Origin of the sequence: Nonomuraea sp. SBT364 (assembly GCF_001083785.1) — a bacterium.
Classification (GTDB): Bacteria; Actinomycetota; Actinomycetes; order Streptosporangiales; family Streptosporangiaceae; genus Nonomuraea.
Window position 1 is genome coordinate 17043 of sequence record NZ_LAVL01000015.1, and the last position, 25840, is coordinate 42882.

At 71.2% G+C, this 25840-nt stretch carries 25 protein-coding genes; 14 read left to right on the forward strand and 11 right to left on the reverse strand.

Annotated features, from left to right (window positions below):
- Positions 1-80: 80 nt before the first annotated feature.
- The gene (gene ctaD / locus ADY59_RS10180; protein ID WP_049560769.1) at positions 81-1715 is read left to right on the forward strand and encodes an aa3-type cytochrome oxidase subunit I; all 1635 of its coding nucleotides are present in this window, start codon (positions 81-83) and stop codon (positions 1713-1715) included.
- Positions 1716-1789: 74 nt separating this feature from the next.
- On the forward strand, positions 1790-2017 hold the full coding sequence (locus ADY59_RS10185; protein ID WP_049560618.1) for a hypothetical protein: 228 nt from the start codon (positions 1790-1792) through the stop codon (positions 2015-2017).
- Here the strand turns inward: ADY59_RS10185 and ADY59_RS10190 are convergent, their stop codons facing one another.
- The 3 genes from ADY59_RS10190 to ADY59_RS10200 all read right to left on the reverse strand — a co-directional run bounded on the left by ADY59_RS10190 (position 2018) and on the right by ADY59_RS10200 (position 4564).
- Positions 2018-3412 carry an alpha/beta fold hydrolase gene (locus ADY59_RS10190; protein ID WP_053174592.1) on the reverse strand — a complete coding sequence of 465 codons (1395 nt, stop codon included), beginning with the start codon at positions 3410-3412 and terminating at the stop codon, positions 2018-2020.
- A gap of 70 nt (positions 3413-3482) precedes the next feature.
- On the reverse strand, positions 3483-4013 hold the full coding sequence (locus tag ADY59_RS10195; RefSeq protein ID WP_156325409.1) for a hypothetical protein: 531 nt from the start codon (positions 4011-4013) through the stop codon (positions 3483-3485).
- A 68-nt stretch (positions 4014-4081) separates the two neighbouring features.
- Positions 4082-4564 carry a metallophosphoesterase family protein gene (locus ADY59_RS10200; protein ID WP_049560620.1) on the reverse strand — a complete coding sequence of 161 codons (483 nt, stop codon included), beginning with the start codon at positions 4562-4564 and terminating at the stop codon, positions 4082-4084.
- A gap of 136 nt (positions 4565-4700) precedes the next feature.
- Here ADY59_RS10200 and ADY59_RS10205 point away from each other — a divergent pair, with 136 nt between their 5' ends.
- Positions 4701-5861, forward strand: a complete 1161-nt coding sequence (locus ADY59_RS10205) for an MFS transporter (RefSeq protein WP_049560621.1) — start codon at positions 4701-4703, stop codon at positions 5859-5861.
- 36 nt (positions 5862-5897) lie between these two features.
- On the opposite strand, the gene ADY59_RS10210 is transcribed toward ADY59_RS10205, so the two are convergent.
- Complete coding sequence (locus ADY59_RS10210; protein ID WP_049560626.1) at positions 5898-7031, reverse strand: esterase-like activity of phytase family protein; 1134 nt, start codon at positions 7029-7031, stop codon at positions 5898-5900.
- A gap of 216 nt (positions 7032-7247) precedes the next feature.
- Here ADY59_RS10210 and ADY59_RS10215 point away from each other — a divergent pair, with 216 nt between their 5' ends.
- The 4 genes from ADY59_RS10215 (at position 7248) to ADY59_RS10230 (ending at position 11550) form a co-directional block, all read left to right on the forward strand.
- Positions 7248-8969 carry an HAD-IIB family hydrolase gene (locus ADY59_RS10215; protein ID WP_049560773.1) on the forward strand — a complete coding sequence of 574 codons (1722 nt, stop codon included), beginning with the start codon at positions 7248-7250 and terminating at the stop codon, positions 8967-8969.
- Positions 8970-9079: 110 nt separating this feature from the next.
- Positions 9080-9685, forward strand: coding sequence for an RNA polymerase sigma factor (locus ADY59_RS10220; RefSeq protein WP_049560627.1), 606 nt, complete (start codon positions 9080-9082; stop codon positions 9683-9685).
- Positions 9678-10724, forward strand: a complete 1047-nt coding sequence (locus ADY59_RS10225) for a CU044_5270 family protein (protein WP_049560629.1) — start codon at positions 9678-9680, stop codon at positions 10722-10724. The genes ADY59_RS10220 and ADY59_RS10225 overlap by 8 nt, the downstream gene beginning before the upstream one ends.
- Position 10725: 1 nt before the next feature.
- On the forward strand, positions 10726-11550 hold the full coding sequence (locus ADY59_RS10230; protein ID WP_049560631.1) for a hypothetical protein: 825 nt from the start codon (positions 10726-10728) through the stop codon (positions 11548-11550).
- On the opposite strand, the gene ADY59_RS10235 is transcribed toward ADY59_RS10230, so the two are convergent.
- From ADY59_RS10235 to ADY59_RS10245, 3 genes are read right to left on the reverse strand one after another with little or no spacing between them, the layout of a single operon-like run.
- Positions 11537-11743 carry a hypothetical protein gene (locus ADY59_RS10235; RefSeq protein WP_049560634.1) on the reverse strand — a complete coding sequence of 69 codons (207 nt, stop codon included), beginning with the start codon at positions 11741-11743 and terminating at the stop codon, positions 11537-11539. The two genes, ADY59_RS10230 and ADY59_RS10235, sit on opposite strands and share 14 nt — an antisense overlap.
- A gap of 2 nt (positions 11744-11745) precedes the next feature.
- Positions 11746-12405, reverse strand: a complete 660-nt coding sequence (locus ADY59_RS10240) for a potassium channel family protein (RefSeq protein ID WP_197093532.1) — start codon at positions 12403-12405, stop codon at positions 11746-11748.
- Positions 12398-13756, reverse strand: a complete 1359-nt coding sequence (locus ADY59_RS10245; protein ID WP_049560639.1) for a TrkH family potassium uptake protein — start codon at positions 13754-13756, stop codon at positions 12398-12400. Before ADY59_RS10245 ends, ADY59_RS10240 begins: the two co-directional genes overlap by 8 nt.
- A gap of 121 nt (positions 13757-13877) precedes the next feature.
- On the opposite strand from ADY59_RS10245, the gene ADY59_RS10250 reads away from it, so the two are divergent.
- On the forward strand, positions 13878-14750 hold the full coding sequence (locus ADY59_RS10250; protein WP_049560640.1) for a sulfotransferase family protein: 873 nt from the start codon (positions 13878-13880) through the stop codon (positions 14748-14750).
- A complete protein-coding gene (locus ADY59_RS10255; RefSeq protein ID WP_049560775.1) occupies positions 14747-15913 on the forward strand; it encodes a glycosyltransferase family 4 protein in 1167 nt (388 codons plus the stop codon). The genes ADY59_RS10250 and ADY59_RS10255 overlap by 4 nt, the downstream gene beginning before the upstream one ends.
- Positions 15914-15919: 6 nt before the next feature.
- Here the strand turns inward: ADY59_RS10255 and ADY59_RS10260 are convergent, their stop codons facing one another.
- The 3 genes from ADY59_RS10260 to ADY59_RS10270 all read right to left on the reverse strand — a co-directional run bounded on the left by ADY59_RS10260 (position 15920) and on the right by ADY59_RS10270 (position 17892).
- Entirely contained in the window at positions 15920-16852 is a 933-nt protein-coding gene (locus ADY59_RS10260) for a sporulation protein (protein ID WP_049560643.1), read from the reverse strand.
- Between the two features lie 70 nt (positions 16853-16922).
- A complete protein-coding gene (locus ADY59_RS10265) occupies positions 16923-17291 on the reverse strand; it encodes an STAS domain-containing protein (protein WP_197093533.1) in 369 nt (122 codons plus the stop codon).
- An 88-nt stretch (positions 17292-17379) separates the two neighbouring features.
- Positions 17380-17892 (reverse strand): MarR family winged helix-turn-helix transcriptional regulator, encoded by a 513-nt coding sequence (locus ADY59_RS10270; RefSeq protein ID WP_049560649.1) that lies wholly within the window; start codon positions 17890-17892, stop codon positions 17380-17382.
- Positions 17893-18009: 117 nt separating this feature from the next.
- Here ADY59_RS10270 and ADY59_RS10275 point away from each other — a divergent pair, with 117 nt between their 5' ends.
- From ADY59_RS10275 to ADY59_RS47460, 3 genes are all read left to right on the forward strand, one after another.
- Positions 18010-20166, forward strand: a complete 2157-nt coding sequence (locus ADY59_RS10275; RefSeq protein WP_049560652.1) for a transglycosylase domain-containing protein — start codon at positions 18010-18012, stop codon at positions 20164-20166.
- Positions 20167-20281: 115 nt separating this feature from the next.
- Entirely contained in the window at positions 20282-21253 is a 972-nt protein-coding gene (locus ADY59_RS10280; protein ID WP_049560778.1) for a LacI family DNA-binding transcriptional regulator, read from the forward strand.
- The gene (locus ADY59_RS47460; RefSeq protein WP_053174595.1) at positions 21240-22481 is read left to right on the forward strand and encodes a serine/threonine-protein kinase; all 1242 of its coding nucleotides are present in this window, start codon (positions 21240-21242) and stop codon (positions 22479-22481) included. The genes ADY59_RS10280 and ADY59_RS47460 overlap by 14 nt, the downstream gene beginning before the upstream one ends.
- Here ADY59_RS47460 and ADY59_RS10290 read toward each other — a convergent pair.
- The gene (locus ADY59_RS10290; protein ID WP_049560654.1) at positions 22478-23851 is read right to left on the reverse strand and encodes a GH12 family glycosyl hydrolase domain-containing protein; all 1374 of its coding nucleotides are present in this window, start codon (positions 23849-23851) and stop codon (positions 22478-22480) included. The genes ADY59_RS47460 and ADY59_RS10290 overlap by 4 nt on opposite strands.
- 249 nt (positions 23852-24100) lie before the next feature.
- Here ADY59_RS10290 and ADY59_RS10295 point away from each other — a divergent pair, with 249 nt between their 5' ends.
- Together ADY59_RS10295 and ADY59_RS10300 are read left to right on the forward strand one after the other, a co-directional pair.
- Positions 24101-25168: a lytic polysaccharide monooxygenase auxiliary activity family 9 protein gene (locus ADY59_RS10295; RefSeq protein WP_049560657.1), complete on the forward strand. Its 1068-nt coding sequence runs from the start codon at positions 24101-24103 to the stop codon at positions 25166-25168.
- A 21-nt stretch (positions 25169-25189) separates the two neighbouring features.
- Positions 25190-25726 carry a hypothetical protein gene (locus tag ADY59_RS10300; protein WP_231618641.1) on the forward strand — a complete coding sequence of 179 codons (537 nt, stop codon included), beginning with the start codon at positions 25190-25192 and terminating at the stop codon, positions 25724-25726.
- The last annotated feature ends 114 nt before the right edge of the window (positions 25727-25840 follow it).

Here is a 25840-nt window from a genome sequence, read left to right on the forward strand (position 1 = left end):
ACCCCGGGTAGTCATGCGCGTACGGCCCGCGTACGAAGGGGAACCAGGTGACGATCCACAAGCCGTCCGGCAGCGAGCCGCTGACCTCGCCGCTCGCCCCGGTCAAGAGCCATCGCGCCGGGGCGGTGCTGGTCAGATGGATGACGTCGACGGACCACAAGGTCATCGGGTACCTCTATCTGATCACCTCGTTCGCGTTCTTCCTGCTGGCCGGGATCATGGCCATGATCATCCGGGCCGAGCTCCTGGAGCCGGATCTGCAGTTCGTCACCACGCTGCAGTACAACCAGCTGTTCACCATGCACGGCGCGATCATGCTGCTGCTGTTCGCCACCCCGCTGTTCGCCGGGTTCGCCAACGTGATCATGCCGTTGCAGATCGGCTCGCCCGACGTCGCCTTTCCCCGGCTCAACATGGTCAGCTACTGGCTGTTCCTGTTCGGCGGGCTGATCGCGGTGGCCGGGTTCTTCACGCCGAGCGGGGCGGCGGACTTCGGCTGGTTCGCCTACACGCCGCTGTCGTCGTCCACCTACACCCCGCAGGTCGGCGGCGACCTGTGGATCATGGGACTGGTGCTCAGCGGACTGGGCACGATCCTCGGGTCGGTCAACTTCTTCACCACCATCGTGTGCATGCGGGCGCCCGGCATGACCATGTTCCGCATGCCGATCTTCACCTGGAACGTGCTGCTGACCAGCATGCTCGTGCTGATGGCGTTCCCGGTGCTGGCGGCGGCCCTGCTGGCGCTGGAGGCCGACCGGCGGTTCGGCACGCACATCTACGACCCGCTGAACGGCGGGCCGATCCTGTGGCAGCACCTGTTCTGGTTCTTCGGGCATCCCGAGGTCTACATCATCGCGCTGCCGTTCTTCGGCATCGTGACCGAGGTGCTGCCGGTGTTCAGCCGTAAGCCGATCTTCGGCTACATCGGGCTGGTGGCCGCCACGATCGCGATCGCCGGGCTGTCGATGACGGTGTGGGCGCACCACATGTTCCCCACCGGGCAGGTGCTGCTGCCGTTCTTCTCGTTCATGACCTTTTTGATCGCGGTGCCGACGGGGGTGAAGTTCTTCAACTGGATCGGCACGATGTGGCGGGGGCATCTGTCGTTCGAGACGCCGATGCTGTTCGCGATCGGGTTCCTGGTGACGTTCCTGCTCGGCGGGCTGACCGGGGTCATCCTGGCGTCGCCGCCGCTCGACTTCCACATCAGCGACACGTACTTCGTGGTGGCGCACTTCCACTACGTGGTGTTCGGCACCGTGGTGTTCGCGATGTTCTCCGGCTTCTACTTCTGGTGGCCGAAGATGACCGGGCGGATGCTCGACGACCGGCTGGGCAAGGTGCACTTCTGGATGCTGTTCGTCGGCTTCCACACCACGTTCCTGGTGCAGCACTGGCTCGGCGTGGTCGGGTTCCCGCGCCGGTACGCCGACTACAGCCCGGCCGACGGGTTCACCGCGCTCAACCAGATCTCCTCCGCCGGCGCGTTCCTGCTCGGCCTGTCGACGCTGCCGTTCCTCTACAACGTGTGGAAGACCGCGCGGCGGGCGCCGCTGGTGACCGTGGACGACCCCTGGGGTTACGGCGGCTCGCTGGAGTGGGCGACGTCCTGTCCGCCGCCCCGGCACAACTTCACGTTCATGCCGCCGATCCGCTCCGAGCGGCCCGCCTTCGACCTGCACTATCCGCACACCTCGCGCGGCGGGGACTGACACCTACTTTGGTCACCCCGGCCGATACGGATGACCGATCCCCGGCCGGGTCCCGCCTGCCTAGCGTTTCGGGCATGCGCAAAAGCATCCAGGTCGCGGGGCTCGTCCTGGCGCTCCAGGGCGTCAGCGGGGCCATCGACCACCTCGCCGTACAGCCGTTCTTCGGGATCTTCCTGAACTTCTTCAACCGGGTGATCATCCCGAGGATCGACGTCCTGACCGGTTACGAGCTGTTCGCCAACCTGGCGCTGGCCGCGTTCGGCGCGGTGCTCGTCATCGCGGCCGACCGGGCGCCCGCCTGATCACCGGCACACGGTGCCGGGCGGCGGCAGCGTCAGGTCGGTCAGGTAGCGATCCGCGTGCGCGATCACGCACGCGTTGCCGGTCAGGTAGAGGCCGTGCCCGGGACCGTCGTACCGGACCGTCGAGGAGCCCGGCACCCGCAGCGCCAGATCGGCGGTGTCGGCGTAGTCCGTCCAGGTGCCCGCGCCGAGGAACGGCGGCAGCCCGCTCGACGGCAACGGCGACGGCGGGTTGGCCACCCGGCCGGGCCAGCCGGCGCACCCGAGCCGGTGCCACACCCCCATGTCGGGCAGGTTCGGCGAGAGCCGCCGCCCGATCGCCAGCGCCCCCCGGTAGTCGGCGTAGCCGGCGAAGCGCAGGCCGTCGGCGCAGTGGGTGGCGTTCATGCCCGTGTAGGAAGGCGGCTTCAGGCTGCCCGACGCCTTGACGTAGTCGGCGAATCCGCGCGCGTCCCCCGCCTCCGCCCTGGCCGCGGCGGCCGCGAGCTGCGCCCACCGGGCGTTGCCCGTCCCGGGGTGGACCAGGTTGGGCATCGCGGCGATCTGCATGTCGAAGCCGCTGTACCGGACGCGCTCACCGCTGACCGGAACGGGGTCGCGGTCGGCGCGGGCGACCAGCTTCCGCCAGCGCGCCGCCGGGTCCGGCCCGTGCAGCGCGCAGGACGCGTCGGCGGCGCACCATGCGGCGAACCGGGTGAACTGCTTCTCGTAGGTGGCCGCCCGGTCCCGCATCTCCGCGCGGGTGTCGCGCAGCTGGTTGACCGCGCCGTCCAGGTACATGGCCCGGACCCGCTCGGGGAAGAGCCTGGCGTACGCCACGGCGGGCACGCCGCCGTAGGAGGTGGCGATGAAGCTCAGCCGCCGCTCGCCGAGCGCGGCCCGGACGGCGTCGATGTCGCGGGCGAAGGAGGCCGAGTCCAGATGGTCGAAGAGTTCGGGGTCGTGCCGGCGGCAGCGTTCGGCGCTCGCCCGGTTGGCGACGGCGAGCCGGGCGTAGTCCGCCTTGCCGTCGGGCCGGGTCAGCCACGGGCCCGTGGTGAAGCACTCCACCGGCAGGCCGCCCGCGCTCGCGTGCGTCCGCGGGGTGAGGCTGACCACGTCGAAACGTCCGCGCAGGTTGTCGAAGCTCTTCACACGGTATTTGAGGTCGTCGACCCCGGAACCGCCGGGGCCGCCGGGAACGGCGAACACCGTCCCGGTCCTGGCGCCGGTCGCGGGCAGTTTGGCGATCTGGAGGGTGATCCTGCGGCCGTCCGGCCGCGCCCAGTCGACCGGCACGTCCACCGAGGCGCACACCAGGCCGGCGGGCACGTCGTCCCCCGGGCAGGGCGCCCAGCCGGGGGCGGACGGGACGACGACGAGCGAGCCGAGCAGGAGCGTCGAGGCGAGATACATGCCGCAAGCCTCGCCCGATCCCCGCCCCGCCTCCACCGCGCGGGAACGACACCCCGAGGTAGTGCCAGGACTACCGGGCGGCCGGCGCGCGCTCCTCCAGGACGATGGGCGCCGACAGCAGCGCGTGACGCTCCCCCGCGCGACCGGCCAGCACCGAGACGAACGCGTGCCTGCCGCACTCGGTCGTGTTGGCCACCAGGACCGTGAGCTGGAACAGCCCCTCGCGCAGCAGCTCGGCCCGCACCTCGACCCGACCGTGCAGCGCCTCCCAGCCGCGCAGCACCGCACCCGCCCGGCCGCTGACGTCGATCAGCCACACGGCCTCCTGGTCGGCCGGGACGTCGACCTCCATCACGCTGGGCGCCGTCATCAGCTCACCCAGCGCCACGCCGGACACGGCCACCTCGCGCTCCCGCGACTCCTGCCCCGCCAGGTAGCGGACGCCGTCGACGGTCAGCTCCGGCGCGAGCTCCAGCTCGTCGCCCCGCGCGCGGGCCACCTCACGGGTCACGACCTGCAGGAACCGTACGCGCACGTCCACCGTGTCGGCCGGGCCGGCCTCGATCAGGCACTGGGTCCGCGTCTGCCAGGGATGGTCCATCGTCAGCCCCGTCCGGTTCATCACTGTGTGTAACGGACATACCGCACAACGTCATCCGGCAAACCCGGTCACGTCACGGGGACGATCTTGGCCTCGACGAGCTCGCCGCCCTCGATGCCGAGCACCCCCACGGTCCCGTACGGCTGCCGCCGCCGGTCGGTGGGCGAGCCCGGGTTGAAGATGCGGAAACCGCCCTCCGACTCGTCCAGCGGGATGTGCGAATGCCCGAACACCACCAGGTCGGCAGCCGGGAAGCGGCGGCGCATCCGCCTCAGCCTGCCCTGCGCCGGGCCGCTGTCGTGGATCATCCCGACCCGCAGCCCGGCCAGGTCCAGCTCCAGCGTCTCCGGCGCCACCACGTCCGGGCCGTCGTTGTTGCCCTTCACGGCGTGGACCGGCGCGTACCCGGCCAACTCGGCCAGCACCGACGGCACGCACACATCCCCGGCATGCAGGATCGCCCCGGCCCCGCGCAACTGCTCGGCGACGCGCGGCGGGCAGCCCCGCCACCTGCGCGGCGCATGCGTATCAGCCAGCACCACCACTTTCATCCCCTCCCCCTACCCAACGGCATCTCCCTCGCCGCCGCGCACCGACACTGTGGGGTTTACGCGGAGCTTAGGCTGCGCGATTAGAATCACCGGCATGACCTGGCGACATTGACCTTCGAACGGAAGCCCGTCCCGGCTGGCGGGCACTCTTTACCTTTACTCGTTCCTGGATGAGTTCGTCCTCCTCTATCCGGTCTACACGCTGCTGTTCGCGGAGACCGGGTTGTCGGTGGCCGAGACCACCTCGCTGCTCGTCATCTGGTCGGTCACCGGGCTGCTGCTGGAGGTGCCCTCGGGGGCCCTGGCGGACGTGTTCTCCAGGCGGTTGCTGCTGTGCGTGGGGCCGCTGCTCGCCGCCACGGGCTTCGCGCTGTGGGTGATCTTCCCCTCCTACTGGACGTTCGCCGCCGGGTTCGTGCTGTGGGGCGTGCGCGGCGCGCTCACGTCCGGGTCGCTGGAAGCCCTGGTGTACGAGGAGCTGCAGCGGGTCGGCGAGGCGGGGCGCTATGCCGGGCTGATGGGCCGGGCCTCCTCGGTGGGGCTGGCCGCGACCGCGTCGGCCATCGGGCTGGCCATCCCGGTATTCGCCGTCGGCGGCTATCTCGCGGTGGGCGCGGCCAGCGTCGTGGCCTGCGTGCTGTGCTCGGCCGCCGCCCTGGCCTTCGCCGAGCATCGTGCCCCCGCCGCCGATGACGGCGACGAAGAAGACGACGAGCCCGGCTACTGGACCGTCCTGAGGAACGGGCTCGCCGAGGCGCGCCGGAACCGGCGGGTGTCGAGGTGGCTGCTCCTGTCGGCCGCCACGGGGGCGATCTGGGGGGCGCTGGAGGAGTACGTCCCGTACCTCGGCACCGAGATCGGGATGCCCCTTGCCGGGGTCCCCGTGCTCGTCCTGCTCGTGTGGGCCGCGGCCACGGCAGGCGGGCTGCTCGCCGGGAAGGCCGAGCGCCTGGCGGAGCGCCGGTTGGCGCTGATGTTGCTGGCGGCGGCGCTCGCGCTGGCGGGCGGCGCGCTGAGCGGGCGGCCGGCCGGGTTCGCGCTGATCGCGCTGGCCTTCGGGGCGTTCCAGCTGGCCGACGTGGTGGCCGACGCGCGGCTTCAGGAGAGCATCGACGGGCCGAGCCGCGCCACCGTCACCTCCGTCGCGGGACTCGGCCGGGAGGGGGTCACGCTGCTGGTCTACACCGCGTACGGAACCGCGTCCACGATGGCGGGGCACGGCGTGACGTTCGCCCTGTTCGCGGTGCCGTACGTGATCGTCGCCCTGGCTTGGGGACGCAAGAGCCCGCGCCCCTGATGGAGGGCAGGGGCGCGGGCGGTCAGGAAGGCGGCGTCAGCAGCCGCGGACGGCGAAGGCGAGGAACTGCGTCACCTCGCGCCCGTCGAAGTTGTCGTCGGAGCCGGCGACCAGCGTGCACTCGCCGGTGCGCAGCCGGGGGCCCCAGGCGAGGCCCTCCAGGTTCTGCACCTGGCCGGGCAGGCTGCTGAAGTCGTAGACCAGCCGCTTGCGCACGGGACGGTACGGCCTGCCGTCGGCCAGGCTCCGGCGGGGCAGCACGTCGGTCGCGCCGCGCAGGTCGATCTCGTACAGCTTGACCCGGTAGTTCACACCCTCGATCCAGGAGCGTTCCAGCGCCAGGTAGCGGTGGTCGTCGATGGCCAGGAGCTCGGAGACCCCGCTGTCGGTCGCGCCGGTCGGCGGTACGGGCCTGGCCGGGAGCGGGTCGATCGGGTAGGCGTACTGGCCGAGCAGGCGGCCGCCGCGGTTCCAGACCGTGATCCTGGCCGGGGCGCCGCGCTCGACGGTCGGCGGCCGGCCGTCCTCGTAGCGCGGCCCCTCGGCCACGGCGGCGATCGTGCGCGGGCCGAGGGCCAGGCCCTCGATGCCGAAGTTGCGCCGGGGGCCGCTCTCGGTCGTGGTCAGCCGCAGGTTGCGCGGCATGGGCAGGGAGCCGAGGTGGCGGCCCTGCCGGTCCATGCGGCGGACGAACAGCTGGGAGACGGGGATGTCCGGGTTGCGCTCGTCGGGGCGGTCGCCTTCGTGCCCCCAGATCAGGCGGCGGGTGCGCCGGTCGAACCGGATCGTCTCGGGGTCGGCCGAGCGCGGCTTGCCGTAGCCGGGATAGGGCTCGCCGTCGGGTCCGATGAGCGTCTGGACGCCGGTGACATGGGCGCCGGTGAAGGCGCCGGTGCGCGGGTTGAAGTCCAGCCGGCCGGTGTAGAAGCGGGCCGGGTTGTAGCGCCACCGGTCGTCGGAGATGAAGTACCAGGTGCCGGTGCGGGGGTCGCGGTCCAGGCCGGACAGGCCGCCGACGACCGTGCCGGCGAACTCCATCTTGTGCGGCAACTGCTGCTCGCCGAGGAAGCGGGTGACGCGCACCCGTTCGGCGGCCGCCACCGGCTGCGCGAATCCGATGGCCAGTGCGAAGGCGAGCGTGAACTGCGCTATCCGCCGTGGATACACCATGTGTTCCCCTGTCCGTGTAGGGCCTGCGAACCGGGGGACATGAGATCGCGCGTGGCGGCGGAATTCCAGGTAGCGGGGCATTCGAAAGTGCGCGCGCCGGCGAAGGCCGCGATTCACCGGAAATCGAGGGGTGAAGCGTCAGCGTTGCGGGGTGTGCACCCGGGAACCGCCGCGAGCCTGCCGGTTTCGACGGGTGCTTCCGGGTACGTGCGCGACATGAGATATCACGTGCTCGCCTGCGACTACGACGACACGCTGGCCACGCGCGGACGGGTCCACGAGCACACCGTCCGGGTCCTGGAGCGGGTTTCCCGCTCGGGCAGGAAACTCCTGCTGGTGACCGGCCGGGAGCTCGACGACCTGCTGTCCGTCTTTCCGCACGCCGACCTGTTCGACCTGGTGGTGGCCGAGAACGGCGGGCTGCTCTACGACCCCGGCGAGCGCACCAGGGAGCCGCTGGCGGAGGCGCCGCCGGCCGAGCTGGTCGACCGGCTGCGCGCGGCGGGCGTCACGCCCCTGGGCGTGGGGTCGGTGGTCGTCGCCACGCGCGAGCCGTACGACGCGCAGGTGCACGAGGTCATCCGGGAGCTGGGCCTGGAGCTGCAGGTCATCAGGAACAAGGGCGCGGTGATGGTGCTGCCGCCCGGCGTGAACAAGGCCAGCGGCCTGGCCGCCGCCCTCGACCGGCTCTGCCTGTCGCGGCACAACGTGGTGGCCGTCGGCGACGCGGAGAACGACCACGCCTTCCTGAGCGCGGCCGAGTGCGGCGCGGCCGTGGCCAATGCGGTGCCGGCGCTGCTGCGCCAGTGCGACCTGCCGCTGGGCCGGGAGGCGGGCCACGGCGTCGTCCAGCTCGCCGAGCTGCTGTTGTCGGGCGAACTGGACCAGATCGACGTGCCGCGCCACGACGTGCTGCTCGGCCACGGCGACCAGGGCGAGGCGCGGCTCACGCCGTACGGGACGGGGCTGGTGGTGGCGGGGCCGTCGGGCAGCGGCAAGTCCACGGTCACCACCGCGCTGCTGGAGCGGCTGGTGGAGAGCGACCACCAGTGCGTGGTGATCGATCCGGAGGGCGACTACGCGGAGTTCCCCGGGACCGCGGTGCTGGGCGAGCCGGACCGGGCGCCGGCCGTCGACGAGGTGCTGCGGCTGCTGGAGTCGCCCCGGCACAGCGCGGTGGTGAACATGATCGGGATGCCGCTGCGCGACCGGCCCGCGTTCTTCGCCGAGCTGGTGCCGCGCCTGGTCTCCATGCGGGCCAAGCTCGGCCACCCGCACTGGGTGGTCGTGGACGAGGCGCACCACCTGATGCCGGCCGAGGTGCAGGAGGTGCCGGTCAAGGACGTCCGCGACCTGGGCGCGATGGTGCTGATCACCGTGCATCCCGAGGCGTTGAGCCCGGCGGCGCTGAACCTGGTGGACGGCGTGATCGCGGTGGGCCCCGAGCCTGGTGACACGCTCGGCGCGTTCGCGGACGCGCTCGGCCGGCCCGCGCCCGCCATCGAGGGCGAGGGGGACGACGGGAGCGTCGTCCTGTGGCGCACCGCGCTGGACGCCGCCCAGCGGGTCCAGCCCTCGCCGGCCCGCGCCGAACGCACCCGCCACCGCCGCAAGTACGCCGCGGGCACCATGTCGAAGGACAAGAGCTTCTACTTCACCGGCCCCGAGCAGCGGCTGAACCTGCGGGCGCGCAACCTGCACACGTTCGTGGAGCTCGCCGAGGGCATCGACGGCGACACCTGGGCGTATCACCTGAAGCGGGGCGACTACTCGGCCTGGATCCGCGACCGGCTCGGCGACGACGAGCTGGCCGGCGAGGTCGAGGCGGTGGAACGGGACGAGCCGGACGACAGCCTGAGCCGGGTGGTCGAGCTCATCGACCGGCGCTACACGCTGCCGGCCGAGCCCACCCGGTACGACCCCGACCACGACGACTGACGGCCCGGGGGCGTGAAGGGGGACGGGACGATCGGCTGACGGCCCGGGGCGTGAAGGGGGATGGGACGATCGGCGGAGTAGGGGTGTAAGCGACAGAAGGGACACCCCGAATGACCGCGCCCCCCGAGGTGAGCGACCCCCCGGTCGCGGCCGACGACGCGGCCGTGATCAAGGAGTCCGTACGGGAGCCGGAACGGTTCGCGGTCCTCTACGACCGGTACGTCGAGGAGATCTACCGCTACCTGGCCGCCAGGCTCGGCCCGGAGGCGGCCGACGATTTGGCCGCTGAGACGTTCCTGACGGCCTTCCGCAAGCGGCACACGTTCGACCCGGCGCGCGGCGGCGTCCGGCCCTGGCTGTACGGCATCGCCACCAACCTGGTGGCCCAGCACCGCAGGGGGCTGTCGCGGATGCTCGCGGCCTTCCGCCGTGCCCCGTCGCTCGAGACGTTCGTGGCAGGCCCCGAGGAGCGGGTGCCCACCCGCGTGGACGCCGCGGGCGCGCGAGGGCCGCTCGCGGCGGCGCTGGCCGCCCTGCCCTCAGGTGATCGCGACGTGCTGCTGCTCGTGGCCGTGGCCGGGCTGAGCTACGAGGAGGTGGCCGCCTCTCTCGGCATCCCTTACGGCACGGTCGGCTCCCGGCTGCACCGCGCCCGCAAGAAGGTGCGGGCCGCGCTCGGCGAGGTCAACCCAGTGATCGGAGACTCGAATGGATGACCTGTCCGCGGTGCGGGAGCTGCTCTCCCCGCCGGGGCCCTCCCGGGAGACCGTCGTCCGGGGCCGTGACCGGCTCCTGACGGAGATCGCCCACGAGCGCCCGCCAAGCCGGACGCCGCACGACCGGCCGGGACGGCGGGCGGTGCGGGCGGCACGGTGGGGGACGTTCGGGCTGGCGTCGGCGGCGGCGGCCGCGGCCGTCGTGCTCTCGTCCGCGCCGCCGGCCGAGCCCCCGCCCCCCGACGCCCGGACGGTCCTGCTGGCGGCCGCCACGTCGGCCGCCCGGCAACCCGCCGAGGGCGCGTGGTGGGGCAACAAGCTCGTCAGAGGCGTACGGTTCCGCGACCCGGGTGACCGCTACACCCTGCAGCAGACGGCCACCGAGGAGACCTGGCTGCCCACGGGCAAGATGACCGCCCCGCACTGGATCGTCCTGCGTTACCTGGGCGTCGAGCCGGCCACGCCGGAGGACGAGGCGGCCTGGCGCGCCGACGGCTCCCCCACCCGATGGTCGTACCCGTACGGCAACGGCGGTGGCCTCGGCGGCGACTCCTACGAGGTGGAGGCGGCGCCCGGCGAGGCCCGGTCCATCCGGCAGGAGGACGTGGACTGGCGGCTCCTGGCAGCCGGCAGGCCGCTGACCCGGATGGCCGAGCTGCCGGCCACCCCGGAGGGGCTGCGCGCGCTGCTCGGCCCCGGCACCGGGGAGCTGACGGCCAATCTGGGCAGCTTCGTCCTGGAGATGCCGGTGCCCGCCGAGACCAGGGCCGCCGCGTACCGGCTGATGGCCTCGCTGCCCGGCGTCACCGCGCGGGGCGAGGTGACGGACCAGCTCGGCAGGACCGGGCAGGCGATCGTGTACCGGGACCCGGCCGACGATCGCGACAAGCGCCTCATCTTCAACGTCGCGACGGGAGCCCCGCTCGCGCTGGAGACACTCATGCCCTCGGGCGAGCCGGCGCAGTTCACGGCCGTCGCGGAGAGCGTATGGACCGACCAGCTGCCCGACCTGCCCAACCCCGAACCGGAAGGTGACTGACATGCGTAAGACGATCATGATGGTGGCTGTGCTGGCCCTGGCGGCGACGGCCACCCCGGCCCGGGCCGCCGAGTCCGAAGGCAAGTACTGGCACACCCAGACCCTGTTCACCATGACCCATCCGCGCAAGGTCGGCATCGCGCCGAACACGTACTGGGTGGTGGAGCGGCAGTTGAGCGAGTCGACGTCGGCGTTGAGCGGTGACCGCTGGGTGAGCTTCCGCGAGCTGGGCGCCAACCCGAAGAGCGCGGCCGACCGGGCGGCCTGGAAGCGTGACGGCTCGCCGGCCTCGTGGCGCTACCGGACCGAGGGCATGCTGGTGAAGCTGTCCACGGAGCCGGGCAAGGCCAGGGTGACGAAGAGCAAGCCGAGCGGGTTCATCCTGGGCGGTCGCAAGATGACCTACCAGGAGCTTCAGGCGCTGCCGTCGGAGCCCGCGGCGCTCAAGGAACGGCTCGTCGAGATCGTGCTGGCCGCCCCCGAGCCGCCGCGCCGGGAGGAGATCCGGCTGGGACATGAGTACGAGGGGCTCCTGCACGAGCTTCCGGTCACGGAGAAGGTGCGCGCGGCCGCGTTCACGCTGCTGTCGGCCGAGCCCGGCACGAAGGTGACGGACGCCGGCAAGAACCGCAAGAGGCTCACCACCACCGACGGCAAGGGCGACTGGCGGATGAGGCGCAGCGTGACCGTCGACACCTCGGCCATGCTGCTGGTCGGGGAGAAGCTGGACACCTGGATGGACGGCAAGCTGTTCCCGAACAAGACCTGGACGAAGGTCATCGAGTCGGGCTGGACCGACACGGCGCCCACTGTCACGAAGGGCTGACTCGGCCCGGATCGGCGGCCGGGATCCGGCGGAAGGCGATCGACTCGTACGGGCCGAAGCCGCCGGTCCGGTCGCCGGTCCGGTAGGGCGGGCCCACCGTGGCGGGGCCGAGCGCCGTCGGCCCGGCCTGCGGGCGGAACGGCGGCTCCAGGCTCTGGCCGCCGTCGTGGCGGTCCTCGGTGCCCGCTCGCACCGTCAGCTGAGCTCCGAGAAGCGCTCGATCTGGTCGGTGGTGCCGGACACCAGGATGATGTCGCCGTATGACAGCTCCGTGTCGGCCGTGGCGTAGGTGAACGCCTCGCCCTCCTTCTTGACCGCGACGACCGTGACGCCGTACTTGCGCCGCAGGCCGGACTCGCCCAGCGGGGTGCCCACGTACTCCTTCGGCGGATGGGTCTTGATCAGCGCGAAGTTCTGGTCCACCTCCATGTAGTCCAGCAGCCGGCCGCTCACCAAGTGCGCCACCCGCTCGCCCATGTCGAACTCGGGCAGCACGACGTGGTGCACGCCGACCCGGCTCAGGATGCGGCGGTGCTGCTGGCTGACCGCCTTCGCCCAGATGTCGTCGATCTCCAGCTCCACCAGCAGCGAGGCGGACAGGATGCTGGCCTCCAGGTCGCCGATCGCCACCACGGCACGGTAGAAGTCGGGCACGCCGAGCTGCTGGAGCGCGTCCAGGTCGGTGGCGTCGGCGGTGGCCAGGTGGGTGATGTGGCCCGCCAGCGCCTGCACGATCTTCGGCCGGCTGTCGATGGCCAGCACCTCGGTCCCCCTGCGGGTGAGCTCCAGCGCGAGCGAGCTGCCGAACCGGCCGAGGCCGATCACCACCACGGGGTCATTGCTCTTCTCAGCCAACGATCATCCGCTCCTCAGGTAGTTCGTAGTGCCGGGTCCGTTCCTTCAACGCCAGCGCGGAGCCGATCGTAAGCGGGCCGATCCTGCCCACGAACATCAGCAGGACCATCAGGACCTGACCGGCGGTCGTCACATCAGCGGTGATACCCGTGGACAGCCCTGCCGTGCTGAAGGTGGCCACGACCTCGAACAGGACCCGGTCGAGGCTGTGCGGGGTGAGCACCAGCAGCACGTAGGTGCAGACCGCGACCAGGCCGGCGCTCATCATCGTGATCGTCACGGCCTGGCGCTGGGCCGACTCGGAGATCTGCCGGTGGCCGATGTTCACCTTGGACTCGCCGCGCAGCTCCGCCCACATGACGAAGGCCAGCAGCCCGAGCGTGGTCACCTTGATGCCGCCGGCGGTGCCCGCGCTGCCGCCGCCGATGAACATCATCAGGTCGGTGAACAGCCAGCTCGACGGGTAGAGCTGGCTGATGTCGACGCTGTTGAACCCGGCGGTACGCGCCATGGCCGACAGGAAGAACCCGGCCAGCAGCTTGCCCGAGTCGTCCAGGGCGCCCAGCGTGCCGGGGTTGCGCCATTCGGTGGCCAGGTAGACCAGCGTGCCGAGGATCAGCAGCACCACGGTGGCCACGACGGTGATCCTGGTCAGCACGCTCCACCTGCTCGGATGCCGCCAGGACTTCAGCAGTTCGAACACCACGGGGAAGCCGAGGCCGCCGACGGTGACGGCGGCGGCGATGGTCAGGCAGATCCAGGGGTCGGTGACGAAGCCCATGATGTTGTCCGACCAGAGCGCGAATCCCGCGTTGTTGAAGGCCGAAATTCCATGAAATATGCCCAGATACAACGCATGCCCGAGCGGCTCGTCGTACCCCACCAGGAAGCGCAGCGTGAAGACCACGGCCGCGAGCGCCTCGCACACCAGGCTGAAGACGACGACCTTGCGCACCACCTTGCGCATGTCGGCCATGGTCGGCGTCTTGGTCTCGGCCTGGGCGAACAGCCTCGCGCGCAGCCCCAGGCGGCCCGACACCAGCACGGTGAAGACCGTCGCCAGGGTCATGATCCCGAGTCCGCCGATCTGCACCAGCCCGATGATCACCAGCTCGCCGAACATCGACCAGTGCGTAGGCGTGTCGACAATGACCAGCCCGGTCAGGCAGACGGCCGAGGTGGCCGTGAACACCGCCGTCAGCCAGCCCGCCGACACGCCCTCGGTGGTCGCGAACGGCAGCGCGAGCAGCAACGTGCCGACCAGCGCGGCCGTGCTGAAGCCCGTCGCGATGACTTGCGCGGGGTGACTGTAGCCGCCGAGTACGAAAGAGGCGGCTCGAACACGTCTCATCAGGTGCGAGGCTCCAGCAGGGAAGCAATGAGATGGTCGAGGATATACGGCCCCGTCACGGTTCCGTATCGTCACCCGATTGCCAGGGAACTACCAGGAAGGATGGGTAGTCTCCCTCTGCATGAGCTGGCAGCGTAAGATCAATAAGGCGCTGGTCAGGTTCACCGGATTCCAGGTCAATCGAGTAGGGAACCAGGGGATTACGAAGGCGCCGGCGCCCGCACCCGCGACGCCGGCCGAGGTCGAGATCCGGCCGCCGGCGGACCCCGCGGCAGACCGGTTGCTCTCCGCCCCCGTCTTCATCATCTCGCCGGTACGATCCGGCTCCACCCTGCTACGCGCGATCCTCAACGCCCATTCGGCACTGCACGCCCCGCACGAGCTCCACGTGCGGCGCCTCAGAGTGGAGTTCGGCACGACCCTGGCCACCAAGGCGATGGCGGCGCTCGGCCACAACCAGGCCGACCTGGAGCACCTGCTCTGGGACCGGGTCCTGCACCGCGAGCTGGTGCGCAGCGGCAAGCGCTACATCGTGGACAAGACCCCGGCGAACGCCTTCGCCTTCGAGCGCCTCGCCGCCTGCTGGCCGGACGCGCGATTCGTCTTCCTGCTGCGGCACCCGGCCTCCATCGCGGCCTCCTGGCACGAGGCCAGTCCCGACAAGCGCGGCCCGGAAGAGGCCGCGCTCGACGCGCTGCGCTACATGAAAGCCGTGCAACGGGCCAAGTCGGCGCTCCCCGGCCTGACCGTGCGCTACGAGGACCTCAGCGCCGAGCCGGAGAAGGTCACCCGCGAGATCTGCGAGTTCCTGGGCGTGGAGTGGGAGGCCGGGATGCTCTCCTACGGTGAGCAGACGGTGATCCAGAAGGGCCTCGGCGACTGGCGGGACAAGATCCGCACCGGCACCGTGCAGCCGGGCCGCGAGCTGCCGCCCGAGGAGTCCATCCCCGAATCGCTCAAGCCGATGTGCCGGAGCTGGGGGTACCTGCCGTGAAGATCCGCTACCTGATGCTGCACGCCTACGGCATGGGCGGCACCATCCGCACCGTGATCAACCAGGCCAACGCGATGGCCGGGGCCGGGCACGACGTGGAGATCATCAGCGTGGTGCGGCGCCGGGAGAAGACCCAGTTCGCCATCCACCCGAACGTCCGCGTCAGTGCGCTGGTCGACCAGCGGCAGGGCCGGCAGGCCGACTCGCTGCCGCGCAAGGCGTGGCGGCGGGTGCGCGGCAAGATCGTGCCGCGCGGCGAGTTCGCCGCCGAATACTTCACCGAGCGGGTGGAGAAGGCGGTCATGGACTACGTCGCCGGGCTGGACCACGGCATCCTGGTCACCACCAGGCCCGCGCTCAACCTGATCGCCGCGCGCCGGGCCGGCAAGGGCGTGGTCAAGGTGGCCCAGGAGCACATGAACCTGACCGCCTACCCGGAGACCATCCGCAAGGACATCGCCCGCTACTACGGCCGCTTCGACGCGATCGCCGTGCTCACCAAGACGAACCAGCAGGAATACCAGCGGATGCTGCCCGGCGCCAGGATCGTGCAGATCCCCAACGCCGTGCACAAGGTGGACCAGGAACGTTCCCGCCAGGAGAACCCGGTCGTGGTCGCCGCCGGGCGGCTGGTGCCCCAGAAGGGGTTCGACATGCTCATCCCGGCCTTCGCCGAGGTGGTCAGGGAGCACCCGGAGTGGCGGCTGCGCATCTTCGGCACCGGCCCGCGCAAGCCCCAGCTCACCGCCCGGATCGAGGAGCTCGGCATGACCGGGAACATCTCGCTCATGGGCCGCACCGACCGGCTGGACGAGGAACTGGCCGCCGCCTCGGTCTACGCGCTCAGCTCGCGGTTCGAGGGGCTGCCGATGGTGATGATCGAGGCCATGACCCACGCGCTGCCCATCGTGGCCTTCGACTGCCCGACGGGCCCGCGTGACGTGCTCACCGACGGCGTCGACGGGGTGCTGGTGCCGCCCAGGGACACCGAGGCGCTCGCGGCCGCGCTCAAGGACGTCGTCGCCGACCGCAGGAAGCGGCTGGAGATGGGCGAGGCCGCCGTCGTGACCTCCCGCGCCTACGGCCCCGACGTGGTGATGCCCCAGTGGGCGGACCTGTTCGCCGAGCTGCTGCGCGACGAACGGGTCGACCACCAGCGGTGACGGCGGCTACCAGTCGCCGTCACCCTCCTCCTCGCCCTCGAACGCCTCCTCGATGAGCTCGCCGGCGACCATGCCGCCCACCACACCCATGGCGCCGGCGGCGACCATCCCGCCCAGCCCGCCACCGCCGTGGTGCCCCCCGTGGTGCCCCCCGTGGTGGTCACGGTGATGGTGGTGGCCGCCGCCGTAGCCGCTCAGCCCGGCCAGCCAGCCGCCGATCTCGGCGGCCCAGTCCGTGCTCAGCGCCTCGTCGTGCCCGACGCGGAAGCGGCCGATGGCGTCGCCGTAGCCGCCGGACCGCTTGTCGGCCTCGATGACCACGTGCATCCCCCCGGCGTCGGCGACGAACGTGAGCTCGGCCTCCTTGATCTGCCCGGGCGGCCCGTAGAACTCGATCTCCTGGTAGACCGGCAGCTCCTGGTGCAGGCCGTGGATCCGCCCGACCTCCACGTCCGCCGACTTGAACGCGAACCCGAGCTGCAGGAACGCCTCCATCACCCGCTGCTGCGACGGCAGCGGCTCGACGCTCAGCGGGTCGAGGTCGCCCTTGTCGACGGCCTTGGCGATGGCCAGCTCGGTGCGGATGCCGAGCGCCATCCCGGTCAGCGGCTGCCCGCCCACCTCGCTCACCGGCGTCTCCCACGGCATGGCGACCTCGAACGGGATCGTCCGCTCGGCCCCCTTGGCGAGCTTGAACGGCCCCGACACCGGCATCCGGTGCAGCTCGGCGAGCCCCTGGGCCTCACCCTCGCCGAGCTCCGCCTCCGCCCGCGCCACCAGGCCCAGCGTGACGTGCTCGATGTCGGCGTCGAACTCGCCGCCCTTCAGCCGCACCTCCCCCGCCAGGATCCCGCCGGGCCGCACCCGCGGCGTGGTGAGGACGGTGTCGACCGAGGGGGCTCCGACGCCGAAGGCGCCCAGCATCCGCTTGAAAACCACGTGACTACTCTCCGTTCGGGTACGGCTGGCGTACCGCAGAACGATCACCGGATCGGCACGGTTCCCGGCGTCACTCCCGGGCGGTCCTGAGCATCAGCTCGGCGACCGCTACGTCGACGCTCCGGCTCAGCGACACGTAGCCGAGCAGGTCGGTCTGCCGCAGCACGTTGACCAGATGCGCGTCGGGACGGGCCAGGATGATCTCGCCGCTGCCGGTGGCCCGCATGCGCTGCAGCGCCATCGCCAGCACGCCGATGACGGAGGAGTCGTAGAAGATCAGGTCGGCCAGGTCGAACACGAGGACGGGGCCGGGCGACCAGTCCCACACGGCGTCGATGTGGGCGCTGAACCGGGCACGGCCGGCGTGGTCCAGCTCGCCGGCCGCCACCAGGACCGTGCACCTACGGTGCCGGACCGTCTCGATGCGCAAAGCGGCCACGTGGTACGCCTTCCCAGGCCCCCTCCTGTTAGTCCGCCAACCGGTGGGTAGAACGAAGGCCGTGCCCCCGCACGGATCCCCCGGACCCTCAGGCGCCCCCGAGGTCGCCCTTGAGGTCACGCAGCATCGAACGCAGGACCCGGTCGAGCGCGCCCGCCTCGCCGGGCGGCACCAGGGCGGCCAGCCGGTGCAGGTTGGCCGCGTGGTCGGCGAGCGTGGCGTCGATCACCCGGCGGCCCTCGGCGGTGAGCGCGATGCGGAAGCTGCGCCGGTCGGCCGGGTCGAGGCTGCGCTCGACGAACCCGGCCGCCTCCAGCCGGTCCAGCCGGTTGGTCATCCCGGCCCGCGACAGCCGCAGCACGGCGGACAGCTCCGACGGGATCATCGTGTACGGGCTCCCGGCGCGACGCAGGGCGGCCAGCACGTCGAACTCGCCCTGTCGCAGCCCGTGCCGCGCGAAGACCCGCTCGACGGCCTCCTCCAGCAGCTTGGTGACCTGGACGAGCCGGGCGAACAGGCCGAGCGGCGCCAGGTCGAGGTCGGGCCGCTCCCGGCGCCACTGCTCCATGACGGCGTCCATGGAGTCGGGTTCCGAGGTCATGGTCCCCGATTCTACGTAGGTGAGACCACGATCACATCGATCCGGATACGGGGCATTCGCCGGACCTATATGGTTTGAGACGGGGTTGAATTGGCTATAGGGGAGGGTTCCAGCACCATGAGCCGTGGTACGAGCATCCTGCGCCTGACCGGAGCGGCCGCGGCCGCCGGCGTGCTGGCCGCAGCCGTCGCCCTGCCCGCCATCGGCGGCGCCGGCGCGATGTTCGTCAGCGCCTCAGAAGACCTCAACCTCAAGCCCGAGGACCTCAAAGAGCCGCCGCTGGCGGAGAAGACCACGGTGCAGGACGCCAAGGGCAACGAGATCGCCACCTTCTACGAGGAGTACCGCGAGGTCATCCCGCTCTCCCAGGTGGCCGACGTGATGAAGACCGCGATCATCTCGATCGAGGACTTCCGCTTCTACGAGCACGGCGCCATCGACATCGAGGGCACCATTCGCGCCCTGGCCAAGAACTTCACCTCGGGCGGCATCGCCCAGGGCGGCTCCAGCATCACCCAGCAGTACGTCAAGCAGGTGCTGGTCAACTCCGCGGTCACCGACGAGGAGAAGGCCGCGGCCACCGAGGCCAGCTACGCCCGCAAGCTCAACGAGCTGCGCTACGCGATGGCGATCGAGGAGAAGTACTCCAAGGACCAGATCCTGGAGAAGTACCTCAACATCGCCTACTTCGGCGCGAGTGCCAACGGCGTGGAGGCGGCGGCCAAGCGCTTCTTCGGCGTCTCGGCCTCCGAGCTCGACCTGGCCCAGGCCGCCACGCTGGCCGGCGCCGTGCAGAACCCCAACAGGACCGACCCCAACCTCGGCAGGAAGCAGCGCGCCGCCCTGCTGGAGCGGCGCAACATCGTGCTCAGCCGGATGGCCGAACTCGGCAAGATCACGCCGCAGCAGGCCGAGGAGGCCAAGGCCAAGAAGCTCGGCTGGAAGGGCACCGCCCTGCCCGGCGGCTGCGAGACCAGCGACTACCCGTACTACTGCATGTACGTGCGCGCCGAGATGCTCAACAACCCGATCTTCGGCAAGACCAAGAAGGAGCGCGCCCAGCTCCTCAGCCGGGGCGGCCTGACGATCAGGACCACGCTCGACCCCAAGATGCAGCGGGCCGCCGAGGCCGCGATCAAGAAGCACGTGCACGCCTCCGACCGCCCGGTGGCCTCCGAGGCACTGGTCCAGCCGGGCACCGGCGCGATCAAGGCGATGGCGGCCAGCCGCAAGTACGGCAACGACAAGCGCAAGAACGAGATGTCGTACAACGTGGTCGCGAACGCGGCGCACGGCGGCGGCGTCGGCTTCCAGCCGGGGTCCACGTTCAAGACGTTCACCCTGATCACCGCCCTCAAGGAGGGCATGAAGGTCAACGACGGGCTGTCCGTGGGCTCCGGCTACCGGGCGTCCGGCTACTCGACGTTCAAGAACTGCAAGGGCGAGAGCATCGGCGACCCGTCCCACACCGTCACCAACGACGAGGGCTCGGGCGGCTTCCTGACGCTGCAGTCCGGCACCTGGGGCTCGGTCAACACGTTCTTCATGAAGCTGGAGGAGAAGGTCGGCCTCTGCGACACGATCAAGACGGCGAAGTCGCTGGGCATCGAGCGGGCCGACGGGCTGCCGCTGCTGGAGTTCTCCACGTTCACGCTCGGCACCAACGAGATGGACCCGGTCACCGTGGCCAACGCCTACGCGGCCATCGCGGCCCGGGGCAAGTACTGCGAGCCCATGGTCATCACCCAGATCACCGACCGCTACGGCAAGGTCAAGAAGTACCAGCCGAAGTGCGAGCAGGTGCTGGACCCCGAGGTCGCCGACGCCGCGGCGAACGTGCTGACCGGGGTGTTCACCAAGGGCACGATGCGCGGCGTCGGCGGCATCGGCCGCCCGGCGGCGGGCAAGACCGGCACCTCCGACGCGCAGGCCACCGCCTGGTTCGCCGGGTTCACGCCTGACCTGGCGGGCGCGGTGAGCATCGGCGACCCGCGCGGGGCGCAGAAGTACAAGCTGAACGGCGTCACCATCGGCGGCCGCTACTACGGCGCGGTCTTCGGCGCCAGCGTGCCTGGCCCCATCTGGAAGGACACCATGATGGCGGCGCTCAAGGGCACCAAGGCGACGGCGTTCCACCCGATCAACACGTCCCGGTTCGGCGGCTGCGGCTCCAGCTGCGCCCCGGTCCAGCGCCACCGCGACGAGCCGGGGCAGCGGGACGACATCGAACTGGGCGACGGCACGGTGCGCCTTGAGGACGGAATCGGCCGCTGAGCTCACCGTCTTCCTTACTCGCTGCCAACGCCCCAGTACAGAGGCTCTGTTAACGGCGGCGAAACATTGATAACGTGGGAGCGCTCCCAGGGATCTTCGGCGCGAGGTGCTGAGCATGTCCGAGCAGCCCACTTTGGCAGAGGTCGCGGCGGCCGCTGGGGTTTCCCCGGCAACCGCCTCCCGAGTTCTCACCGGCTCCGTGCGGGTCAGTACGTCGACCCGCAGGCAGGTCTACGAAGCTGTGTCCCGGATGGGTTACGTGCGCCAACGCGCCCCCAGGGGATCGGTGTCGAGAGCAGCCGCGACCGGCATGACCGCAGTGGTTTGCGATCATCTGCCGCGATTATTCTCCGAACCGTACTACGCACGGCTCCTGTCGGCCACCGGCGCCGTCGTCGCCGAGCACGGCACCCATCTCATGGTGACGACCGTCAACCCGACGTCGTCCACGCTGCCCACGCTGTCCGGCGCGGTGCTGCTCATCGGCGCCCGTGAGCGCCATCCCCTGGCCATCAAGCTGTGCACGTCCGGCATCGCGGTGCGCAACATCGGCCGGCCGCCGCACGATCTCAAGCTCCCGTTCGCCGACGTCGACAACCACGACGGCGGCCGGCAGGCGGCCGAGCACCTGCTGCTGACCGGCCGCCGCGCCGTGGCCGCCATCGGCGGCCCGCCGTCCCTGCCCGCCGCGCGCGACCGGCTCGACGGGCTCGTACGGACCCTGCGCGAAGCCGGCATGGCCGAGGTGCCCGTCGCCTACGGAGACTTCACCGCGGCCTCCGGCACCCACGCGATGCAGTGGCTGCTGCGCCACGCCCCCGGGCTGGACGCGGTCTTCGCCGCCTCCGACCTGATGGCCGCGGGCGCGATCCAGGCCCTGCGCCGCGCCGGCCGCCGGGTGCCCTCGGACGTCGCGGTGATCGGGTTCGACGACGCGCCCGTCGCCAGGCACACCAATCCGACGCTGACCACGGTCCGCCAGCCCGTTGAGGAGGTCGCCACCATCGCCACCCGGCTCCTGCTGTCAGGAACGACGGGCATCGACCCGATCCTCCCCACGGAACTGGTCATCCGTGACTCGGCATGAGCCCGGAGACCTCCTGGCCCGCAGGTACCTGCTGCTGGACCCGCTGGCCAACGGTGGCATGTCCGTCATCTGGCGGGCCTTCGACCAGTCGTTGCAGCGCGTCGTAGCCGTCAAGGTGCTGACCTCGTCCCTGCAGACCGGTCTGGTCGACCGGATGCGCGCGCGGAGCGAGGCCAGGGCCGCCGCCCGGTTCATCCATCCGGACGCGATCGAGATCTACGACTACGGGGAGGCCGTGACCGCCAACGGGGAGGTCGCGGCCTACGTCGTGATGCCGCTGCTCGACGGCACGCCGGTGGCCGAGCGGGTGGCCGGCGGACCGCTGCCGTGGCCGCAGGCGGCGGCCATCGGCGTGCGGCTGGCCCGGGTGCTGGCCGCCGGGCACGCCCGCGGGCTCGTTCACCGGGACGTCACCGGCGAGAACGTGCTGCTGACCGCCGACGGGCCGAAGCTGCTCGACTTCGGCATCGCGGCCTGGGCCGGCGACCCGGACGACGACCGCGGCACCCCGCCGTACGTCGCCCCGGAGCGGCTCGACGGCGCGCCCACGCATCCGGCCGTGGACGTGTACGCGCTGGGCGTGCTGCTGTTCACCATGATCGCCGGGCGGACCCCGTACCCGGAGACCACGTGGGAGGAGATCGAGACGGCCCGCCGCACCTCGCCGCCGCCCCGTCCGGTGGGCGCGCCGCAGGCGGTCGCCTCGCTGTGCCAGCGCTGCCTGGATCCTGACCCGTCGCGCAGGCCCGCGGCCTCGGAGGTGGCCTCGGCCCTGGCCGCCGCGCTCACCCTGCCGAGGCGGCTGCGCAAGGGCCTGGCGATCGCGGGCGTGGCCGCGGCCATGTCGGTGGCCGCCTCGGCGCTCGTGTGGTTCGAACCGCCGCCCGAGCAGGCCGGGCCGGTGGTCAGCGCCTCGCCCACGGCCGCCGCGTCCTTCCCCGCCGTCGAGAGCTCACCGGTCGAGGCGCGGACGATGCGCCAGGCGGTGGACGGGTTCCACGACACGCTGGACACCGACGCGTGCGTGGCCACCGACGGCGACGTGGCGCTCGACCTGAAGCAGGTGCTGCGGGGCGTGCTGGTGACGCCGGGCCAGGAGGAGACGGGCCTGGCCTCCCTTCGCCGCAAGCTCACCGACCGCGAGCGCGAAGGGAGGCTGGCCCCGGGATGCCGGTCGGCGCTGGAGGTGTCTCTCAACGAGATCACGGCCGCCCGGCGGGTCCCCTAGAAGGTGCAGGCGTAGCCCGAGGGCAGCTGGGTGCTCGACCCCGGGCGGTTGGCCTGGAAGCCGAACGTGGTGGTGGCGCCGGGAGCCAGGGCGCCGTTGTAGGGCAGGCTGGTGGCCGTCACCGTCTGGCCGCTCGTGGTGAGCGACGCGCCCCAGGAGCCGGCGAGCGTGTGGCCCGAGGGCAGGGTGAAGGTCACCGACCAGCGGCTCGCGCTGGAGGAGCTCTCGTTGGTGACCCTCACAGGCTGGATGACGTAACCGGTCGACCAGCTGGTCTGGGTGGTGGGCGTGACCTCGCAGTCGCCGCCGCCGGAGCCCGGGAGGGTGGTGGTCGTGGCCGCCGACGACTCGGGCGAGGTGTTGCCGGCCCCGTCCCTGGCGCGGACGCGGTAGCTGTAGGACGTGGCGGGGCTCAGGCCGGTGTTCGTGAACGACGTGCTGGTGCTGGTGCCGACCTGGGTGTAGGAGCCGCCGCCGGTCGAGCGGAGGATGTCGTAGCCCGCCAGGCCGCTGCCGCCCGAGTCCGTGGCGGCGTTCCACGACAGGGTGGTGGCCGTGGAGGTGGTGTTGGACGTCGTCAGGCCCGACGGGGTGGTCGGCGGCGTGGTGTCGGTGCCGCCGCCCGAGGTGGTGAAGGAGAAGTCGGTCACGGCCAGGCCCGCGCCGCCGATCCAGGGCTCGAAACCGGCCTGGACGCTCGTCAGGTACCAGGAGCGCTGGCCGTAGCCTCGGCTGACCACGTCCGCGTAGAAGGTGTCGATCGCGAAGTTGAGCGAGGTGGCCGGGGAGGTGCGCACGTAGGAGATGACGTTCCAGCCGATGTTGCCGAACCAGACCTCCCAGGAGGACCCGGCCAGGTTCACGGTGCCGACGCGGTTGCCGATCGGCTGGATGGAGCCCTGCCGGTTGAGCCAGATCATCAGCTCGGCGCCGGTGTTCTGGCCGTCGGTGCGCGGCGTCGGGTCGAACCACAGGTCGTAGGAGGCGTTGTAGGTGGCGCTGCCCGGATACGTCATGCTGACGCTGGACCGCAGGTTGCCGAAGCCGCTCGCGTCCGCCCGCATCGGCAGGCCGCTGCCGCTCGTGCAGTTGGCGTAGTGGCATCCCGCGTAGATCGACGGGTAGCCGGCCGGGGCTCCGCTGGTGGAGTTGTTGTGCGCGGCCTGGGTGACGGTGAAGCCGCCGCCCTGGTTCACGTCGATGCACTGGGCCGTGTCGGCGCCCCAGACGTTGTTCTGGACGATGTAGCGCCCGCTCTGGACGCTCGTGGAACCGTACTTCTCGCAGATCACCGGCGCGGCCTCGGCCGGGACCGCGACGACGAAGGTGGCCAGAAGGAAGCCGACGATCAGGTGGTGAATACGCCTCATGGCATGTGCTCCACTCGGGGGGCTGGTTGGTCGCAGGATCGCCACCGGCCGGGGCACCCGGCAACCGGGCGCCGGCGGCGGGCCGGTCCGTCACAGCGCGCACCAGGGGAAACCGGTGGCGTGATCGGCTGAAAGTTTCACGCCACGTTGTCGAACGAAGTGAAGACGTGTTGTAATGCGGCCACGCGAGTGCTGCCGGGCGGGCGGGTCGTGGCGGGTTCCTTCGTCATGCGAGCAAAGGAATCACCCATGAGAGTCTTCCGATCGGCGGTCGTGGCGGTCGCCGCGGCCCTGGCCCTGATCACCGCCGCCCTGGTCGTCCCGGCCCAGGCGCACGGCGTCACCATGTTCCCCGGCAGCCGCACGTTCCTGTGCTGGCAGGACGGCCTGCGGGAGAACGGCGCCATCCAGCCCTACAACCCGGCCTGCGCGGCCGCCGTCTCGCAGAGCGGCACCACCCCGCTCTACAACTGGTTCGCGGTGCTGCGCTCCGACGCCGGCGGCCGGACCAGCGGGTTCATCCCCGACGGCCAGATCTGCAGCGCCGGCACGGGCGGCCCGTACGACTTCTCCGCCTACAACGCCGTCCGCTCCGACTGGCCCCTGACGCACCTGACGTCGGGCGCCAACATCACCATGCGGCACAGCAACTGGGCCGCGCACCCCGGCTCGTTCGTCTACTACGTCACCAAGAACGGCTGGAACCCGAACGCGCCGCTGAAGTGGTCGGACCTGGAGCAGTTCGGCAGCGTCAGCAATCCGCCGCAGTCGGGCGGCCCCGGCGGGCTCAGCTACTACTACTGGAACGTCCAGTTGCCCACCGGCAAGAGCGGCCGGCACATGATCTTCGTCCACTGGATCAGGTCCGACAGCAACGAGAACTTCTACAGCTGCTCCGACGTCACCTTCGACGGCGGCAACGGTGAGGTCACCGGGGTCGGCCCCGGCGGCAGCTCGCCCAGCCCGGACCCGGACCCGACCATCACCCCGACCGTCACGCCGCCTCCCGGTGGCTGCACGGCCACGCTGCGCGCCACCGACACCGGCTGGGCCGGGCACTTCCAGGGTGAGGTGACCGTCCGCAACACCGGCACGGCCCCGATCAACGGCTGGAAGGTCAAGTGGACCTTCAGCGGCGGTCAGGGCTTCGAGGGCACGCCCTGGAACGGCGTGGTGAGCAGCCAGCCGCCGGCCGTCGAGGTGAAGAACGCCTCCTACAACGGGCAGATCGCAGCCAACGGATCCACCACGTTCGGCTTCAACGGCACGGGAAGCGTGCCCAGTCCGGTGCCCGCGCTGACCTGTACGCCCGCGTAGGTCATCGGGATGCTGGAAGAGGTGCGGAGGCCGCGGGCGCGGCGGGGGCGGGTCATCGCCGTCACCGCCGTGGTCGTGGCCTCCGTCGCCGGGGCGGCGGTGGCGGCGAGCGTGTGGCGGCAGGGGCTGCCGTCTGAGCTCGCGGAGCCGCTCGCCGCCCGGGTGACGGAGATCCTGGAGAAGTCGTCCCCGGCCGAGCACCACGAGCACGGCCACGAGTTCGGCGAGGACGCGGGGAAGGTCGTATGCGCCGTCGAGCCGTTCGGCGTCGCGCCCGAGAACGCGTCCAGCGTGTCCGAGGTGCGGTGGGTCTACGCCCGCCACATGTGCGCGATCACCGGCGCGGGCGCGGACTGGGCGATGTCGGTGCGTGTGTCCGGCCCGCTCGCCGTGCGCCTGAAGGACCCGGTCGAGGTACGGGTGCCGGAGCCCGGAGCCGGTTACCCGGACCGGGTCAGACTGGTCATCCCGCCGCGCTACCACGAGGAGGCGTTCGCCGAGTTCGCCGATGACGAGGTGATCGAGGCGGCACGCCGGCGGTTCACCGAGGCGCGCTAGCGGGCATGTCGAACGCGGCCGGCGAGAGGGGGAGGACTCTCCGGGCCGGCCGCGTTCACGCCATCCGGGCGGGATGGTGTCGTAGGGGCGGTTCACAGCTGGGGGAAGGGCCTC